Source organism: Pseudomonas sp. AC112, assembly GCF_979253545.1.
Genome location: NZ_CEEDCM010000001.1, coordinates 4,512,267 through 4,528,974 on the forward strand (window position 1 = coordinate 4,512,267; position 16,708 = coordinate 4,528,974).

The 16,708-nt window shown below is 63.5% G+C and carries 14 protein-coding genes; 13 read left to right on the forward strand and 1 reads right to left on the reverse strand.

Translation table 11 applies throughout. The features are described from left to right. Positions 1-2: 2 nt before the first annotated feature. Positions 3-2,186, reverse strand: coding sequence for a TonB-dependent receptor (locus tag AC0IYN_RS21055; protein ID WP_457240300.1), 2,184 nt, complete (start codon positions 2,184-2,186; stop codon positions 3-5). Between the two features lie 208 nt (positions 2,187-2,394). On the opposite strand from AC0IYN_RS21055, the gene AC0IYN_RS21060 reads away from it, so the two are divergent. From AC0IYN_RS21060 to AC0IYN_RS21120, 13 genes are all read left to right on the forward strand, one after another. Next, the gene (locus AC0IYN_RS21060; protein ID WP_471843029.1) at positions 2,395-3,435 is read left to right on the forward strand and encodes a LacI family DNA-binding transcriptional regulator; all 1,041 of its coding nucleotides are present in this window, start codon (positions 2,395-2,397) and stop codon (positions 3,433-3,435) included. A gap of 222 nt (positions 3,436-3,657) precedes the next feature. Beyond that, positions 3,658-5,349 carry a type II secretion system ATPase GspE gene (gene gspE / locus AC0IYN_RS21065; RefSeq protein ID WP_454197894.1) on the forward strand — a complete coding sequence of 564 codons (1,692 nt, stop codon included), beginning with the start codon at positions 3,658-3,660 and terminating at the stop codon, positions 5,347-5,349. Then, entirely contained in the window at positions 5,346-6,542 is a 1,197-nt protein-coding gene (gene gspF, locus AC0IYN_RS21070; RefSeq protein ID WP_471843031.1) for a type II secretion system inner membrane protein GspF, read from the forward strand. Before gspE ends, gspF begins: the two co-directional genes overlap by 4 nt. A gap of 13 nt (positions 6,543-6,555) precedes the next feature. After that, positions 6,556-6,945 (forward strand): type II secretion system protein GspG, encoded by a 390-nt coding sequence (locus AC0IYN_RS21075; RefSeq protein ID WP_078049377.1) that lies wholly within the window; start codon positions 6,556-6,558, stop codon positions 6,943-6,945. A gap of 7 nt (positions 6,946-6,952) precedes the next feature. Continuing rightward, positions 6,953-7,378 (forward strand): GspH/FimT family pseudopilin, encoded by a 426-nt coding sequence (locus AC0IYN_RS21080; protein WP_214497862.1) that lies wholly within the window; start codon positions 6,953-6,955, stop codon positions 7,376-7,378. Continuing rightward, on the forward strand, positions 7,375-7,707 hold the full coding sequence (locus tag AC0IYN_RS21085) for a type II secretion system protein (RefSeq protein WP_078049375.1): 333 nt from the start codon (positions 7,375-7,377) through the stop codon (positions 7,705-7,707). The genes AC0IYN_RS21080 and AC0IYN_RS21085 overlap by 4 nt, the downstream gene beginning before the upstream one ends. After that, positions 7,704-8,273, forward strand: a complete 570-nt coding sequence (locus tag AC0IYN_RS21090; protein ID WP_457240297.1) for a prepilin-type N-terminal cleavage/methylation domain-containing protein — start codon at positions 7,704-7,706, stop codon at positions 8,271-8,273. Before AC0IYN_RS21085 ends, AC0IYN_RS21090 begins: the two co-directional genes overlap by 4 nt. After that, positions 8,270-8,971 (forward strand): type II secretion system minor pseudopilin GspK, encoded by a 702-nt coding sequence (locus tag AC0IYN_RS21095; protein ID WP_457240296.1) that lies wholly within the window; start codon positions 8,270-8,272, stop codon positions 8,969-8,971. The genes AC0IYN_RS21090 and AC0IYN_RS21095 overlap by 4 nt, the downstream gene beginning before the upstream one ends. Beyond that, complete coding sequence (locus AC0IYN_RS21100; RefSeq protein ID WP_457240295.1) at positions 8,968-9,960, forward strand: PilN domain-containing protein; 993 nt, start codon at positions 8,968-8,970, stop codon at positions 9,958-9,960. Before AC0IYN_RS21095 ends, AC0IYN_RS21100 begins: the two co-directional genes overlap by 4 nt. Then, entirely contained in the window at positions 9,935-10,537 is a 603-nt protein-coding gene (gspM, locus tag AC0IYN_RS21105; RefSeq protein ID WP_457267803.1) for a type II secretion system protein GspM, read from the forward strand. Before AC0IYN_RS21100 ends, gspM begins: the two co-directional genes overlap by 26 nt. Then, a complete protein-coding gene (locus tag AC0IYN_RS21110) occupies positions 10,534-11,052 on the forward strand; it encodes a hypothetical protein (RefSeq protein WP_457240294.1) in 519 nt (172 codons plus the stop codon). The genes gspM and AC0IYN_RS21110 overlap by 4 nt, the downstream gene beginning before the upstream one ends. A gap of 5 nt (positions 11,053-11,057) precedes the next feature. Beyond that, the gene (gene gspD / locus AC0IYN_RS21115; RefSeq protein WP_471843038.1) at positions 11,058-13,175 is read left to right on the forward strand and encodes a type II secretion system secretin GspD; all 2,118 of its coding nucleotides are present in this window, start codon (positions 11,058-11,060) and stop codon (positions 13,173-13,175) included. A gap of 1,109 nt (positions 13,176-14,284) precedes the next feature. Beyond that, positions 14,285-16,693 carry a TonB-dependent receptor plug domain-containing protein gene (locus AC0IYN_RS21120; RefSeq protein WP_457267457.1) on the forward strand — a complete coding sequence of 803 codons (2,409 nt, stop codon included), beginning with the start codon at positions 14,285-14,287 and terminating at the stop codon, positions 16,691-16,693. Positions 16,694-16,708 lie beyond the last annotated feature (15 nt).

Sequence of the window (16,708 nt, forward strand, 5' to 3'; positions counted from 1 at the left end):
GCTTAGAAATCCTTGCGCAGTTGCACGCCGAAGTAACGTTCATCGTCACGGGGCACGGCGCGGTAGATGTAGTTGCCGCCACTGGCCAGCAATGGCGAGTAAGACTTGTCGGCGAGGTTCTTGGCCAGCAACGCGACGCGCCAGCCATTGCTGTAGTCGGCCAGGGCCACACTGGCGTTCCAGATGCCATAGGCGCCTTGCTTAGTGTCGACGTTCTGGCTGATGTCGTACTGCACTTCGCTCTGCCAGCTGTAGTCGGTACCCAGTTCGATGTCCAGGCCGTTATCCAGCGGGATGCTGTAGTCGGCGCGCACGTAGCTTTTCCAGTCCGGGCTGAAGGGCAGCGGCTTGCCGTTTACGTTGCACGTGGCGGCCGCACCCGCCGGGCAGGCGAATTCGTCGATGCGCGCGCGGGTGTAGGCCAGGGCGCCGGAGAGCTTGAGTTGTTGGGTGGCCTGCAAGGCGTAATCCAGTTCGACGCCTTCGGTGCTGACGCTGCCGGCGTTGATCAGGCGCGTCACCACCTGGCCGGCGACGGTGTCGAAAAAGTTGGCCTGGTAGTTGTCGTAATCGCTGTGGAACACCGCCAGGTTGGTGGTCAGGCGGTGGTTCCACGCCGTGGCCTTGATCCCGGCTTCCCAGGTGTTGGAGGTTTCCGGCTTGAGCGCGTCGGTGTCGCGCGGCTGCATATTGAAGAACACGTTGTACGCCGGGCCTTTGTAGCCACGGGAGTAGGTGAGGTAACTGGTGATGCTGTCGGTCAGGTCGTATTGCACGCCCAGGCGACCGGACCAACCGTCTTCGTCCACCGAGCCCGAACTGGAGGTGGCCGGCTGGATCCCGCTGACCGTAGTGGCGGAGGTAGAGACGCGGCGGTGATCGTATTTCAGGTCATCGTGGGTGTAGCGCAGGCCGGCGATGCCACGAAAGCGTGAGGTGAAGTTCAGCGTGGTTTCGCCGAACACCGCGTAGCTGTCGTTAGTGGTGCTGTAGTCGGCGATGCCACGGTCGGTGCGTGCGGTGGTCGTGAGGGTGCGTTGATAGGTCTCTTCGTCCTTGCCATGCATGTAGAACAGGCCGCCAACGTATTCCACAAATTCACCCTTGGGCGAGGCCAGGCGCAGTTCCTGGGAGTACTGGTTGAAGTCCAGCTCGCCCTTGTCGGCGGTACCGGGGAAGGCCGCCGTAACGGTGCCGAGACGGTCGCCGTCCTGGTATTGGGTGTTGTCCCAGCCGCGCCAGGCGGTGATCGACGTCAGGGTGTAGTCGCCGAGGTTCCAGTCCAGTTGCGCCGACAAACCCTTGTTGGTGTCTTCCACATGGCTGCGGGTATCGGTGTTGATGTCGCGGTTGTCGCTGGACGCCCGCACCGGGCTCAGCGCGTTGGCGAACGCCGGGGTCAGGGACTTGCTGACCACGCCATTCGGCGCATCGTCGTGGGACTGCATGTAGTCGGCGATCAGGGTCAGCTTCACATCGTCATTGGGCGTGAATTCCAGTTTGCCGCGAATGCCTTTGTGGTTGTAGCCGTTGACCTCTTGGCCGTTGTGCTTGTTGTCCACGTTGCCGTCGTAGCTGCCAAACAGCGTACTGATCGACCCCTTGAGCACCTCCGGCACCAGGCTGCCGCCGATGCCGAAACGGGTGCGGCTTTCGTTGCCGCTGTAGTACGACTGGTCGATATAGCCGTGGGTCTCGGCGGTGGGCGCCTTGCTGGTGATATTCAGCACGCCGGCCGATGCGTTCTTGCCGAACAAAGTGCCTTGCGGGCCGCGCAGTACTTCGATGCGTTCCAGGTCCAGCAGGTCGAGGGTGGCCTGCCCGGGGCGGGCGTAGACCACGCCGTCGATCACCGTGGCAACCGTGGGCTCGACGCCGGGGGAGGTGGAAATGGTGCCCACGCCGCGCACGAACAACGAGGTGTCTTTGTTGGAGGCCCCGGTGCGGAAGTTCAGCGACGGCACTTGTTGAGCGATACTCGCCACGCCGTTGCGGTTGTCGCGTTCCAACTGTTCGCCATCGAGGACCGAGACGGCCACCGGCACTTTTTGCAGCGATTCTTCGCGGCGGGTGGCGGTAACGGTCACCGCTTTGAGGGTGGCTTGCGGCTCGTCGGCAGCAAAGGTCGTGGCCACGGGAAGGGCGGTCAAACCGGCAAGGAGTAATAAGTGCGCGTGTGTGTGCATGCTGTGTCCGCTCAAAAGAATGCCCTGAACCGCTGCGGTTCTTGCGACCGCCAGCGCCTGTGAAAATGTCTTGGGCATTCGCTCGAGCGAGTAGCAGACAGCGCGCTTTGTTAGCGCTAACATCGGCATTATTGGTAGGTCTGGTTTAGAACGTCAAATACTCAAAAATTAGTCCTATATTCTTTTTGGTTTTTAACAGGATCATCCCGTGAGTGAAGACAAACCGCGCAAGCGCCGTGGCGCCGGGCGCGTCACCCTGGACACCGTGGCCCGCCAGGCCGGGGTGTCGGCCATTACCGTGTCGCGCTACTTCAACCAGCCGGAGCAGGTATCGCCGGAGCGGCGTGAACGGATTGCCGAGGTGGTGGCCGAGCTGGGTTACGTGCCCAACCTGGTGGCTGGTGGGCTGGCCTCGGCGCGCGGGCGCATCGTGGCGATGGTGATCCCGAACATCTCGGGGCCGATCTTTGCCAACACCATCCAGGGCTTCAGCGACACCCTCAGTCGGCACGGGTACCAGCTGTTGTTGGCGTCGAGTTACTTCAGCGCCGAGCAGGAAGAAAGCGCAGTGCGCGCATTCCTCGGTTGGTCGCCGGCGGCGCTGGTGCTGACCAGTCGTTTCCACAGCTTCGGCACCGAGAAGATGATCGCCGACGCGGATATACCGGTGGTGGAAACCTGGGACTACGTGCCCGAGCGTGCGCCGTTGCAGATCGGTTTTTCCCACTACGACGTGGGCGTCACCGCCGCGCGTTACCTGCACGGCCAGGGCTATCGGCGTATCGCTTTCGTGCAGAACAGTGCGACAGGGGACTTCAGCGCGAGGGAGCGGGGCGAAGGGTTCGCCGCCACCCTGACCGAGTTGGGCGTGCAGCCCTGGGTCTTTGCCCCCGACGCCGACCGCGCGCCTTTCGAAGCGGGCAAACAGGCAATGCAAGTGCTGATGAGCCATGCCACGCCGCCGGATGCGATCTTCTTTGCCAACGACAACCTGGCGGCCGGTGGTTTGTTGGCGGGGCAACGTGCCGGGCTGAAGATCCCGCAGGACTGCGCGGTGCTTGGTTTTGGTGATTATCCGTTTGCCGAAATGCTGTTGCCGAGCCTCAGCACCATCAAACCGCCAGCGTTGGAAATTGGTGTATTGGCCGCGACGCGCGTACTTGAAAGTCTGGGGGTGCTACCCGTTGAACATGAAGTAAGCCGGTTGAATTTATTGGAATGCCGTTTAATTGCGCGTGAAAGCGCGTAAGTGGCTAATTGCAACTAGTGAAGTGATGGCTATTAGCTGCTAAGGCTCTGTCCCGGGCTTGTTGGTCATTGTGTTTATTTTATTCCCCTCTCTCAGGAACTAGCGCTATAACTTCCAGTCGATAACCCCGGCTTACTCTCGCTTGGGTTGTGGCTAACTAATGGCATCTTTCGGTAGTTCCAAATAGCCATACTTTCCCGCAACACTAGATACCTCAAAATTATGTCGTCAGCGCCTATCGATGCCTGCCAGATGCAGATCCCGCACACCGAACAGGTGTGCGCGTGGCTGATGCAGCATGCCGGGTTGAAAACCGTCGACCTGGAGCGCGCCCGACGCCTGTCCACGGACGACCTGCTGAGCCTGCTGACGCGCCTGGGCCTGGTCTCTGAAGTCGAACTGGCCCGCGCCTGGGCAGCGTTGCTCGGGGCGCCGCTGTTGCTGGCCGACGCTGCGCCGCCGTTGCTTGATCCCTTGCCCGTCTTGACCGAACGCTTCATGCGTCACTACCAGGTAGTGCCCATGGGCTGGACCCAGGGCGGCCTGCGGGTGCTCGCCGCCAACCCGGCGCAGCTCTATCCGTTCCAGGCCCTGGCCTATGCGTGCCAAGTGCCGGTGTGGCTGGCGATCGGCCCGCGCAATGAAGTCGATACGTTGATCGAGCGCTATTACGGCCAGGGCCGCTCGGCCATGGGCACGCTGATCGAAAACCTCGATGAGCAGGGCGGCGCCCAGGAAGATATCGAACACCTCAAGGACATGGCCTCCGAAGCGCCGGTGATCCGGTTGGTCAACCTGATCCTGCAGCGTGCGGTCGAACAGCGTGCCTCGGACATCCATATCGAACCCTTCGAAAACCAGCTCAAGGTGCGCTACCGCATCGACGGTGTGCTGCATGACGCCGAAGCACCGCCCGCCAGCTCATCGGCGGCGGTGATCTCGCGGGTGAAGATCATGGCGCGGCTGGACATCGCCGAGCGTCGGCTGCCCCAGGATGGGCGCATCATGCTGCGTATCCAGGGCAAGGAGCTGGACCTGCGGGTGTCCACGGTGCCGACCAGTTTCGGCGAGTCGGTGGTGATGCGCCTGCTCGACCGGCAAACCGTGCAGTTCGACTTTCCCAGCCTGGGCTTCGATGGCCAGCGCCTGGCCGCCTTTCTCGATTTGCTGGAGCGGCCCCACGGCATCCTGCTGGTCACCGGCCCCACCGGTTCCGGCAAGACCACCACGCTCTACACCGCGCTGTCGCGGCTCAACACTGCCGAGCGCAAGATCATCACCGTGGAAGACCCGGTGGAATACCAGCTCGAAGGCATCAACCAGATCCAGGTCAAGCCCGCCATCGGCCTGGACTTCGCCGGGGCGCTGCGCTCCATCGTGCGCCAGGACCCGGACGTGATCATGATCGGCGAGATCCGCGACCTGGAAACCTGCCGTATCGCCATCCAATCGTCCCTCACCGGCCACCTCGTGCTCTCCACCCTGCACACCAACAGCGCCGCTGCCAGTATCACGCGGCTGCTGGACATGGGCGTGGAAAGCTACCTGATCGCCTCGACCGTCAGCGGCATCCTCGCCCAGCGCCTGGTGCGGCGTCTGGACCCTGCCACCCGCGTGGCCTTTGAAGCACCGCCCGAACTGATCGCCGAACATGGCCTGGATCGCCTGACCGAACAGCGCCCGATCCTGCTCTACCGCGGGGGCTACCACGGCCGCAGCGCCATCACCGAACTGCTGGTAATGAACGACGAACTGCGCGGCCTGCTGATGCGCCACGCCGACGCCGCCACCCTTGAGCAGGCCGCCCGCCGTGCCGGTTTGCGCACCCTGCATGAAGAAGGGTTGCGCCAGGCGCTGGCGGGGGTCACTTCGCTGGAAGAAGTGCTGCGCGTGACCCGTGGAGAGGGCGCGTGAGTCTCTTCAAATTCCGCGCCCTGGACAGCCAGGGGGTGTCGCAGAACGGTACGCTGGAAGCGCCGGATCAAGCCGCTGCGGTGGCGATCCTGCACAAGCGCGGCCTGTTGCTGTTGCAGATTGAAGCGGCCGGCAGCCCGCTGCTGCGCACTGCACGTGGGCAAATGAAGGGCCAGGCGTTGGTGAGTTTTACCCAGCAATTGGCAACGTTGCTGGGGGCTGGCCAGCCTCTTGAACGCGCGTTGAACCTGTTGCTCAAGCAACCCGGCCCAGCCCCGGTGCGCGCGTTGATCGAACGCATCCGCGATCACGTCAAGGCGGGCAAGCCCTTATCGACAGCGCTGGAACAAGAGGGCGGCAGTTTCTCGCCGTTGTACCTGAGCATGGTGCGCGCCGGGGAGGCCGGTGGCGCGTTGGAAAACACCCTGCGCCAACTCAGCGACTACCTGGAACGCAGTCAGCGGCTGCGCGGCGAAGTGGTCAACGCCCTGATCTACCCGGCCTTCCTGGTGGTGGGCGTGCTCGGTTCCCTGGCGCTGTTGCTGGCCTATGTAGTGCCGCAGTTCGTGCCGATCTTCCAGGACCTGGGCGTGCCGATTCCATTGATCACCGAGGTGATCCTCGCCCTCGGAGAGTTCCTCGGCACCTATGGCTTGGCGCTGTTGGCCGGGTTGATCCTGACCGGTTGGCTATGGGCCGCCCGCCTGCGCGACCCAGCGTTTCGGGAGCAATACGACCGGCGCCTGCTGGGCATCCGGGTGATTGGCCCGTTGCTGCAACGCGTCGAAGCGGCGCGCCTGACCCGCACCCTTGGCACGCTGCTGAGCAATGGCGTGGCCTTGCTGCAGGCCTTGGTGATTGCGCGGCAAGTCTGCACCAACCGTGCGCTGCAGGCCCAGGTGGGGCATGCGGCGGAATCGGTAAAGGGCGGTGGCACCCTCGCCAGCGCATTTGGCAGCCAGCCGCTGCTGCCCGAACTGGCCCTGCAAATGATTGAAGTCGGCGAACAGGCCGGCGAACTCGACAGCATGCTGCTCAAGGTCGCCGACGTTTTCGACGTCGACGCCAAGCGCGGCATCGACCGCCTGCTCGCTGCACTGGTGCCGTCCCTGACCGTGGTCATGGCGGTGCTGGTGGCGGTGATCATGTTGGCGATCATGCTGCCGCTGATGAGCCTGACCAGCAATATATGAAGGAGCTGAACCTATGAGAACACCGCGCCGCCAAAGCGGTTTCACCCTGTTGGAAATGCTTGCGGTGATCGTGCTGCTGGGCATCGTTGCCACCATCGTCGTGCGCCAGGTCGGCGGCAATGTGGACAAGGGCAAGTACGGTGCGGGCAAGGCCCAACTGGCCAGCCTGAGCATGAAGATCGACAGCTACGCCCTCGACGTCGGCGCACCGCCCACCAGCCTGCAACAGCTGGTGGACAGGCCCGGCGGCTATGCCAAGCCTTCGGACCTCAAGGATCCGTTCGGGCATGCCTTTGGCTATCGCTTCCCTGGCGAACACGGTGCGTTCGACCTGATTTTCTACGGCCAGGATGGCCAGCCGGGCGGCGAAGGCTACAGCGCCGACCTGGGCAATTGGGAGTAACGCTGCCATGTTCCAGCGCGGCTTTACCCTGCTGGAAATGCTGGTGGTGATCCTGTTGATCAGCCTGGCTGCCAGCGTGCTGGGGCTGGGTGTGCGCCAGGGTCTGCAGGCGGCGAAAGAGCGGCGGGCGGTGGGGCAGATGGTGGAGGCGCTGCGCACCACGCGGGCGGGCGCGATTGTGAGCGGGCAGGCCGCGCGTACCACGTTTGATTTGCGCGAGCGCACCTTCCAGGCTCCGGGGAGGGCGCTGCAACGGTGGCCGGCGCAGCTGCGCGTCACGCTGCACACCGCCGAACAGGTCGGCCCTGCCGTCGAGTTTTACCCTGACGGCAGCTCCACCGGCGGCAATCTCCTCGTGGCCAACGGCACCCGGCGTTGGCGCATCGACATCGGCTGGCTCACCGGCAGCGTGCAGTCCAAGGCGCTGCCATGAAGCGCCAGGCCGGGTTCACGCTGCTGGAAATGCTCGCCGCCCTGACGCTGATGGCGGTGTGCAGCACGGTGCTGCTGGTTGCGTTTGGCCAGAGCGCGCGCTCGTTGTCCCAGGTTGCCCACAGTGACCGACTCACCCACGCGGCGCTGACGATTTTCGACCAGGAGGCCGCAGGGCGGTTGGGCATTGGCGTCAGCCAGGGCGAACTGGACGGCATCCACTGGCAGCTGACCACCACCCGGCCGCAACCGCGTCTTTTTCGTCTCGACCTGGTCCTCAGCGAGGGCCCGCACCAGGCCCGTTTCAGCACCTTGAAGGCGCGGCTGTGAAGCGCCGCGAGCAGGGCTTCACCTTGCTGGAAATCCTCGTGGTGCTCAGCTTGCTCGGCGTTTTGCTGGTGCTGGTGGGCGGGGCATTACTGGGGGCCAATCGGGCTGTGTCCAAGGCGCAGTCCTATACGGTGAGCCTGGACGAAGTGCGCGCCGCGCAACAGTTTTTGCGCACGGCAATCAGCGAGGCGTTGCCGTTGGCGGTGGGCGAGGGCGATGGTTTTTTTATCGGCACGGCGCAGCGTCTGGAGTTTGTCTCGACCTTGCCCGGTGTGCTCGGCGGGGGAATTCACCGGTTCAGCCTGCAACGGGTCGAGCAGGATCTGCAGGTCGGCTTTTCTCAGCGTGAACCCCAGGTCCTGCTGAACAACATCGAGGCTGTGCAGTTCAGTTATCGCGGCGTGTCACCGCTGGGTCAACCCACTGGGTGGGTCAGTGAATGGCCATGGCCCAGGCGCCTGCCTTCTGCGGTGCGCATCGCAGCCCGCGTCGAGGGGCCGGTGCCCTGGGTCACCCAGGTGATTGCGCTGCGCCTGAACCTGGCCGGTGGGAGTGTCGAAGAATGAAGCGCCAACGCGGTGCGGCCTTGCTGCTGGTGCTGTGGGTGCTGGCGTTGCTCAGCGTGTTGCTCGGCGGCCTGGCGGGGTGGGTGCAGCTTGAGAGTCGCCAAGCCCTGTGGCTGCGCCAGCATACCCAGACCGTCCTGGCTGCCCAAGCGGGTATCGCGCAGGTCATGGCCGATCGGCGCTGGGTTGCCGATGGTCGCGATATACCCCTGGCCTTTGACGATGCTCAACTGCACGTGAGCCTGCGCAGCGAGCGCGGCAAGCTCTACCTGATCAACGCCGACCTGCAGGACTTTACCCGCCTGGCCCTGGCCTGCGGCGCCACTGCAGCCCAGGCGACGCAACTGGCCAAGGCCCTCGAAGCCCGCCGTCACCAGGGCCTGGCACCGTTTCGGGTATTGGAAGAAGTGCGCCAACTGCCCGGCATGACCCAAACCCTCTACAGCCAATTGCTCCCCGAGATCACCCTGTGGAGCGACCTGGATCGCCCTGATCCCGCCTTTGCCAGCCCACTGATGCGTAAGGCGCTGAGCCTGCCGCGCCAGAACGCCGAAGGGGTCGACCCTGGCGAAGTGCTGGTGGTCGACAGCCGCGCCGAACGCCCCGGCGGTTATCAGGCGCGGCTGCAAGTCACCGTTTTATTGAGCCCATCGGAGGACAGCGCACAACCCTACCGGGTGTTGCGTTGGCAAGAATGAATCGACTGGAACCCATCGCCCGCTATTGGCGTGGCAGCCTGCTGCAGCAGGGCTGGCGTGTGTGGCTGAGCGAGTTGCGCGCCTGCGTGCCGAGTTGGCTGGCACGGCAAGAGCCGCCCGAGCAGGTCCACCACTGGCCATTGGCGGCGCCGGTCGCGGCGAGCAGCACGCGCCAGGTGCTGATGCTCGCCGCTGACGCTGTGCTGGTGCAACGCGTGCAACTGCCGCTGGCCGCCGGGCGCACTCTGAGTACCGTGGTTGGGTATGAACTGGACCGTTACACCCCGTACGAGGCCGACCAGCTTTACTTTGTCGCGCGTCAGGAACGCCGCACGCCCACCCATCTTGAGGTGACGCTGGTGGCGATCCTGCGCGAGCGCCTGGACCAGATCCTCGTCGATTGCGCCGCCCTTGGCCTGCATCCCCATCGCGTGGATGCGGCCCACCTGGGGATCGACCTATTGCCCGCTCCGTTGCGCCCACGCCAACGCCCGGCCGGCATGGGCCTGCAACGCAGCCTGCCGTGGCTGTGCGGTGCCTTGCTGATCGCGGCAATGCTGCTGTGGCTCAACGACCGCCAGCGTGTCATCGACGCCATGCACGCCAGTGTCCAGCAGCAAAAAGCCCAGGTCGCCGAGGTGCATGCCCTGCGCCAGCAACTGCTCAACACCCGGGGCGCGGCGCAATACCTCACCCGGCGCAAACTGGCGCAACCGCCATTGGCGGCGCTGCTCAACGACCTGACGACTTGCCTGCCCGCCGACACCTGGCTGGATCAATTGGACGTGAAGGACGGCGAGATTTCCCTCTCCGGCCAGAGTGCCAAGGCCAGTGCGTTGATCACCCGTATCAAAGGCTGCCGCAGCCTGGAAAACGCCCAGTTCGAAGGGGTGATCCAGCCCGATGCGCGCACCGGCAAGGACCAGTTTGCCTTGCGCGCCCACCTACGCCAGGAGGCCGCCGATGCGCCGACCCCTCACACCCCGTGAACGCCGCGGCGCCGCCTTGCTGGTGCTGGCCGTGGTGGTCGGCACGGCCTACTGGCTGCTGGTCGACAGCTGGTTCGCCGGCCCGTTGCGCGACATGGGCGAACAGGCCGAGCAACTGCGCGAGCAGCAGCAACGGTACGCCGGTGTACTGCGCCAACGCGAGGCGCTGCGCCAACAGCTTGAGCAGGCGCAGCAGGACCCGGCCAGCAGCACCAGCCTGCTGCCGGGGGATGACCCCGATGTGGTGGCCGCCGACCTGATGCAACGCCTCGCCGACCTGGTCAACAGCCACGCCAATCTGGGGGGCGGTTGCGGCCTGACCCAGCGCAAGCCCATCACCCCGGAGCAGGACGACGGTGAGCCCTATCGCCAGGTCAAGGTCAGCCTGACCCTCAACTGCGCCATCGAGCCCCTGGAAGCGCTGCTGCATGAGCTGGAGTACCAGCCGCCGTTCCTGTTTGTGGATGAACTGCGCATCCGCCGCAGCCAACAGGCGCCGGCCAGTGGCGGTGCGGGCAAGCTGGTGGTGCACCTGCTGGTGCGGGGTTACCTGCAACCGTCGCGGGTGACGCCATGATCGGTAGATTGCGCCCCGTGGAGTGGGGCCTGCTCGGCCTGGCCGGGCTGCTGGGCCTATTGATGGCGGTGATCCTCAGCAGCATCGGTGATGAGCCACAGTGGTTGCCCGAACCGCCTACTCGCGCCCACCCTTCGACCACGGTGCAAGTGGCGCCCACGGTCGCCCTCGAGAACCTTGCGGCCACTTGGCAAGCCCCCTTGTTCAGTCCGGATCGCAGCCCGGATCGCGTGGTGGGCAAGGCACCGGTCACCAGCCTGGCCAATCTCACCCTCAGCGGCATCATGATCACCGGCAACCTGCAGATGGCCATGCTCAAACAGGTCGATGGCCCACTGCTGACCGTTCGCCTGGGCCAGGCCCTGCCCAATGGCTGGCGCCTGGACCACCTCACCCCGCAATACGCCCGATTCAGCCTGGATGGCCGCACCCAGACCTTGAGCCTCTACGCCAAGCGCCTGCCGCCGCCGTCCAACCGGCCCCCCCTTACTTTGCCCCGCGAGCCCCTCCCTTGATCGACATGCGCACCTCAACGTTTTGCCTGGCCACTGCTCTCGCCTTGGGCGGCTGTGGCACCTTCCCCGACCGTCTCGAACCCGACGACGACCTGCTGCACGAAGCCATGCAGGGCACCGGCGCGCAACGCCCGCCGGCTGAGCAACCCGTGCCTGAAACAGCGGCGCAGCCCCCGGCGAAATCCCCGCCGCAGCGCCAGCTGATTCGCGGCAACCAGCAGTTCGTGCGTGCGCCCGCAACGCAGCCGGTGGCGAAGGAGGAGGGCGGCGATATCGTCTTCAACTTTGCCGACCAGCCCATCGAAGCCGTGATCAACAGCGTGATGGGCGACCTGCTGCACGAAAACTACAGCATCGCCCAAGGCGTTAAGGGCAACGTGAGCTTTTCCACCTCCAAACCGGTGGACAAGCAACAGGCGCTGTCGATCCTCGAAACCCTGCTGTCCTGGACCGACAACACGATGATCAAGCAGGGCAATCGCTACGTGATCCTGCCCGCCAACCAGGCGGTGGCGGGCAAACTGGTGCCGCAGATGAGCGTGGCCGCACCGTCCAGTGGCCTGTCGGCGCGGTTGTTCCCACTGCGCTATATCTCCGCCACCGAGATGCAGAAATTGCTCAAGCCGTTCGCCCGCGAGAATGCATTCTTGCTGGTCGACCCGGCGCGCAACGTGCTGAGCCTGGCCGGTACGCCCGATGAACTGGCCAACTACCAAGACACCATCGATACCTTCGACGTGGACTGGCTCAAGGGCATGTCGGTGGGCGTTTTCGGTCTGCAACGGGCTTCCGTGGCGGAGTTGATGCCCCAGTTGCAAAGCATGTTCGGCCCTGACAGCGGCATGCCCCTGGCCGGCATGCTGCGCTTTTTGCCGATCGAACGGACCAACTCGGTGGTGGCGATTTCTTCCCAGCCCCAGTACCTCAGTGAAGTGGGCGACTGGATCCGCACCATCGATGAGGGCGGCGGCAACGAGCCGCAGATGTACGTCTACGACGTGCGCAACATGAAGGCTGCCGACTTGGCCAAATACCTGCGTCAGATCTACGGCACCGGCGCGATCAAGGACGACACGCCGGCCAAGGTTGCGCCAGGGTTGCGCACCACCACCTTATCCTCACCCACCAACGGCGGCTTGCAGAACACCCCACCGGCGGCTGAAGAGCCGGAGCCGGACGAGAAAGAAGTCGCCCCTGCCAGCGGCCTCGAAGCCGGCACCCGCATCACCGCGCAAAAGAGCAGCAACCAACTGCTGGTGCGCACCCGGCCTGCGCAGTGGAAAGAGATCGAAGCGGCGATCAAGCGGCTCGATAACCCGCCGCTGCAAGTGCAGATCGAGACGCGCATCCTTGAAGTCAAACTGACTGGTGAACTGGACCTCGGGGTGCAGTGGTACCTGGGGCGGCTGGCGGGTAATTCCTCCAGCACCACCGTCGCCAACGCTTCCGGCAGCCAGGGCGCACTCGGCGGTGGTGGGGCGGGGTTGGGGGCGACGGATTCGTTGTTCTACTCGTTTGTCAGTTCGAATCTGCAGGTGGCGTTGCATGCGCTGGAAACCAATGGCCGCACCCAGGTGCTGTCGGCGCCGTCGCTGGTGGTGATGAACAACCAGCCGGCGCAGATTCAGGTGGGGGACAACATTCCCATCAGCCAGACCACCGTCAACACCGGGGATGCGGACACCACCTTGAGCAGCGTCGAGTATGTGCAGACCGGGGTGATCCTCGACGTGGTGCCGCGGATCAATCCGGGTGGGTTGGTGTACATGGATATTCAGCAGCAGGTCAGTGATGCCGAGAACCAGATTGGTAACAGCGACACGCCGGTGAACCCGCGTATCTCGACGCGTTCGGTGTCGACGCAGGTGGCGGTGCAGAGTGGGCAGACGGTGTTGCTGGGGGGGTTGATCAAGCAGGACAACGGGGAGAGTGTGAGTGCGGTGCCGTATCTTGGGAAGATTCCGGGGTTGCGGTGGTTGTTTGGGAGTACTAGCAAGTCGAAGGATCGGACGGAGTTGATTGTGTTGATTACGCCTAAGGTGATTACCAGCAGTGGGCAGGCGCGGCAGGTGACGGATGATTATCGGCAGCAGATGCAGTTGTTGCGGCCTGGGGGGAGGTAGGTCGTTTGGTGTACATATCCGTTGTTTAGGTAACGGCCGCCTAGGGTTCCGCCCTTACGGCGGCTCACTTTTGGAAAGACCCAAAAGTAAGCAAAAGGTCTTCGCCCCAACACTCGGCACCTCGCCTAGGCTCGGTGTGCCCTCACTCCGGCTTGAATCCGTGGGCCGCCGCGCTGGGCCATCCTTGGCCCAGCGCGGCTAACCCGGCGTCCTGCCGGGTTACCCACGGATTCAAGCCTTCGTTCGGCCAGCGTGTTTGACGGGGCGCCTCAGATCAAGATCAAGAGCGACTCGCTTCGCATCGTAGATACGCGGTCCCTGTAGGAGCCGGCTTGCCGGCGAAAAACGTGAGACCGCCGCGTTTTGTCTGATTCCCCGCGTCATCGTTGAAGACCATCGCCGGCAAGCCGGCTCCTACAGGACCGCGTTTGCTTCTGCCTTTGCTCTACACCACTCAAGCCGGCTGTCAGGCCGCTGTGCTCTTGCTTTTGATTTTGATCTTAGGCGCCCCGTCAAACACGCTGGCGGAATTCGACAGGGATTTGGGGGGTAAACCGGCAGGGATGCCGGTTTAGCCGCCCCGCGCCATGGATGGCGCGTGGCGGCGGCCCCCCAAATCACTGTCGGATTACGGGCATACCGAGCCTAGGCGAGGTACCGAGTGTTGGGGCGAAGGCCTTTTGCTTACTTTTGGGCCTTTCCAAAAGTGAGCCGCTGTAAGAGCGGAACCCTAAGCGGCCGTTACCGCAACAACGGATATGTACTCATGGCCGATGGCAAAAAAACATTACCAATACGAATAAAGCATCAAACAAATAATGAAATCCAAGAATATTAGCTTATACCCAAATAGCATTATATTTTTAAAATCCATTCCGTTATGTTTGAACTCAACAGCCTACCCCTGACCTCGGATGGTACCAATCTAGATTCGGATTCTGCGCTGCCACCCCGCAGCAGAATCGTTGGAAGGGAGTTCAACGTATGTTGCCAATTCAAACCTCGCCCCACACCTAGCCCCAAATCGCCTGACCCCCCAGAAAAAACCCGAGCACCGCGCCCACCCGCGTGACTGCCCGACTTCGCGATTTGGAAACGCAGGAATGCATATGAAGCGAGCCATACACCCAACCGCCACCCTGGCACTGGCCACCCTGGCACTGGCCATCCTGGCCAACACCGCCCAAGCCCAGGACGACAGCACCCTGTCCACCGTAGTGGTCACCGGCAACCGCGGCGCCGAGCAACGCACCGTCACCAGCAGCCCGGTACCGATCGACGTGGTCAGCGCCAAGCAATTACAGAACACCGGCAAGCCCGGCCTCATGGAAGCCCTGAGCGCCGTGATCCCGTCCCTGACCCTGCCGGAAAAAACCGGTTGGGACGCCAGCGGCATCGCCCGCGCCCCCAACCTGCGCGGCCTGAGCGCCGCCGAAGTGCTGGTGCTGGTCAACGGCAAGCGCCGTCATACCGCTGCCACCCTCAACATCAACGGCATCAACACCGGCGCAGCCCCGGCCGACCTTGACCTGATCCCCATCAGTGCCATCGACCACGTGGAAGTCCTGCGCGACGGCGCCGCTGCCCAATACGGTTCCGATGCCATCGCCGGGGTCATCAACGTGATCCTCAAGGCCGACACCAGCGGCACCTCAGTGACCAACGTCGGCCAGGGTTATGACGGCAAGAAACAGACCGTGCAGCAAAGCCTCAACAAGGGTTTCGAGATCGGCAACGGCGGCATTGTCCAACTGGCCCTGGACGCCCGCAGCCAGAATGACGACAACAAGGCCAGCGCCAACGGCTACACCTATGCGCAAGCCTATGAACAGGCTGGCCGCTCCACCTACGGTGGCTACGGAACGCCCAAGACCAACCTGCTGACCCTGGGCTACAACGCCGAGCTGCCGATTGATGACAGCTTCAGCCTGTACTCCTTCACCACCTATTCTCGCCGCAAGGCCGAGCAGGGCCAGAACTTTCGCCTGCCGACCATCACCAACACCATCACCACCGGGCCGAACGGTTACCCAGGCGGCTACACGCCCACGTGGTTTATCGACGAGGACGATTTCCAGGCCGCATTCGGTGGCAAGGGCACCGTTGGCGAGTGGGATTGGGACCTCTCCACCACCTACGGGCGCAACGACGCGGAACAGGGCACCACCCATAATCAGAACCCGTCCCTGGGCGAGGCCACGCCGAATCACTTTACTTCCGGTACGTGGATTTCCACCGAGCTGACCACCAACCTCGATTTCAAGCGCGGCTTCGATATCGGCCTGCAAAAACCCTTGGACCTGAGCTACGGCTTCGAGCATCGGCGCGACACCTATGAGGTGCAGGCCGGTGACTATGAGTCCTATGCCAACGGCGGCTACTGCGTGGCGCCGGGCAATTGCGCGTCTTCGGGCGCGCAGGTCACCAACGGCATTTCGCCGGACGAAGAAAGCAGCGCGTCGCGCAACAGCCTGGCCAGTTACGTCGATGTGGGCTTCAACCCGGTGCCGGATTGGTACGTTGGCACGGCGTTTCGCTACGAGCACTACAACCAGGGCGTCGGCGCCACCCGCAGCGGCAAGCTGACCACCCGCTATGACTTCACCCCGCAGTTCGCCGTGCGCGCCACTGTCAGCAACGGCTTCCGCGCGCCGTCCCTGGCCAACAGCCTGTTCAGTGCGCGCTCCACCACCTATGGCGTGGTGGACGGCGTGTACCAGTCGATCAACTACGGCGTGTTGCCTGTGGGGTCAGCTGCCGCCCAGGCCCTGGGAGCCCAGCAGTTGAAGCCGGAGCGCTCAACCAACTTCAGCCTCGGTTTCACCCTCACGCCCACTGATCGCCTGAGCTTCACCGCCGATGCCTATGTGATCAACCTGCGCGATCGCATCACGCTCACCGGCACCTTGCTCGGCCCCGAGATCACCCAGGTATTGCAGAACAACGGCATCAACTCCACCTCCGGCGGCCAGTACTTCATCAATGGCGCCGACACCCGCACCAAGGGCCTCGACCTGGTCAGCAACTACAGCCAGGACCTCGGCCAGTACGGCGCGCTGAAGTGGACCGCCGCGTTCAACTGGAACCAGACCAAAATCCTCAATTACAAGGAGTCGACCAACATCCTCGGCACCTCCTACGAGCTGATGAACCGGGAGGCGCGCAACCTGATCACCGGCGTGCAGCCCAACACCAAGCTAATCCTGGGCGGCGACTGGAGCATCGATCGTTTCAACCTCAACCTGGCCCTGACGCGCTACGGGTCCTACAAGGAAGTGAACTCATCGGCCAATCGCGACCTGGACCGCATCTACAGCGCCAAGTGGATCACCGATCTCGACCTTGGCTACAACCTCACCAAAGACCTGAACATCGCCGTCGGCGCCAAGAACCTGTTCGACATCTACCCCAAGAAACAAGGGGTGCCGAGCAGCACCATGGTCAGCAGCTACGGCGTCTATTCGCCCTACGGTTTTACCGGCGGGTACTACTACACCCGCTTGACCTATGCCTTCTGAGGCCGAGGAATACAC

Bases quoted from the DNA above. Each gene is read 5' to 3' on its own strand.
- AC0IYN_RS21055 (WP_457240300.1), bottom strand. From the start codon at position 2,186: ATGCACACACACGCGCACTTATTACTCCTTGCCGGTTTGACCGCCCTT.
- gspE (WP_454197894.1), top strand. From the start codon at position 3,658: ATGTCGTCAGCGCCTATCGATGCCTGCCAGATGCAGATCCCGCACACC.
- AC0IYN_RS21075 (WP_078049377.1), top strand. From the start codon at position 6,556: ATGAGAACACCGCGCCGCCAAAGCGGTTTCACCCTGTTGGAAATGCTT.
- AC0IYN_RS21080 (WP_214497862.1), top strand. From the start codon at position 6,953: ATGTTCCAGCGCGGCTTTACCCTGCTGGAAATGCTGGTGGTGATCCTG.
- AC0IYN_RS21085 (WP_078049375.1), top strand. From the start codon at position 7,375: ATGAAGCGCCAGGCCGGGTTCACGCTGCTGGAAATGCTCGCCGCCCTG.
- AC0IYN_RS21095 (WP_457240296.1), top strand. From the start codon at position 8,270: ATGAAGCGCCAACGCGGTGCGGCCTTGCTGCTGGTGCTGTGGGTGCTG.
- AC0IYN_RS21100 (WP_457240295.1), top strand. From the start codon at position 8,968: ATGAATCGACTGGAACCCATCGCCCGCTATTGGCGTGGCAGCCTGCTG.
- gspM (WP_457267803.1), top strand. From the start codon at position 9,935: ATGCGCCGACCCCTCACACCCCGTGAACGCCGCGGCGCCGCCTTGCTG.
- AC0IYN_RS21110 (WP_457240294.1), top strand. From the start codon at position 10,534: ATGATCGGTAGATTGCGCCCCGTGGAGTGGGGCCTGCTCGGCCTGGCC.
- gspD (WP_471843038.1), top strand. From the start codon at position 11,058: ATGCGCACCTCAACGTTTTGCCTGGCCACTGCTCTCGCCTTGGGCGGC.
- AC0IYN_RS21120 (WP_457267457.1), top strand. From the start codon at position 14,285: ATGAAGCGAGCCATACACCCAACCGCCACCCTGGCACTGGCCACCCTG.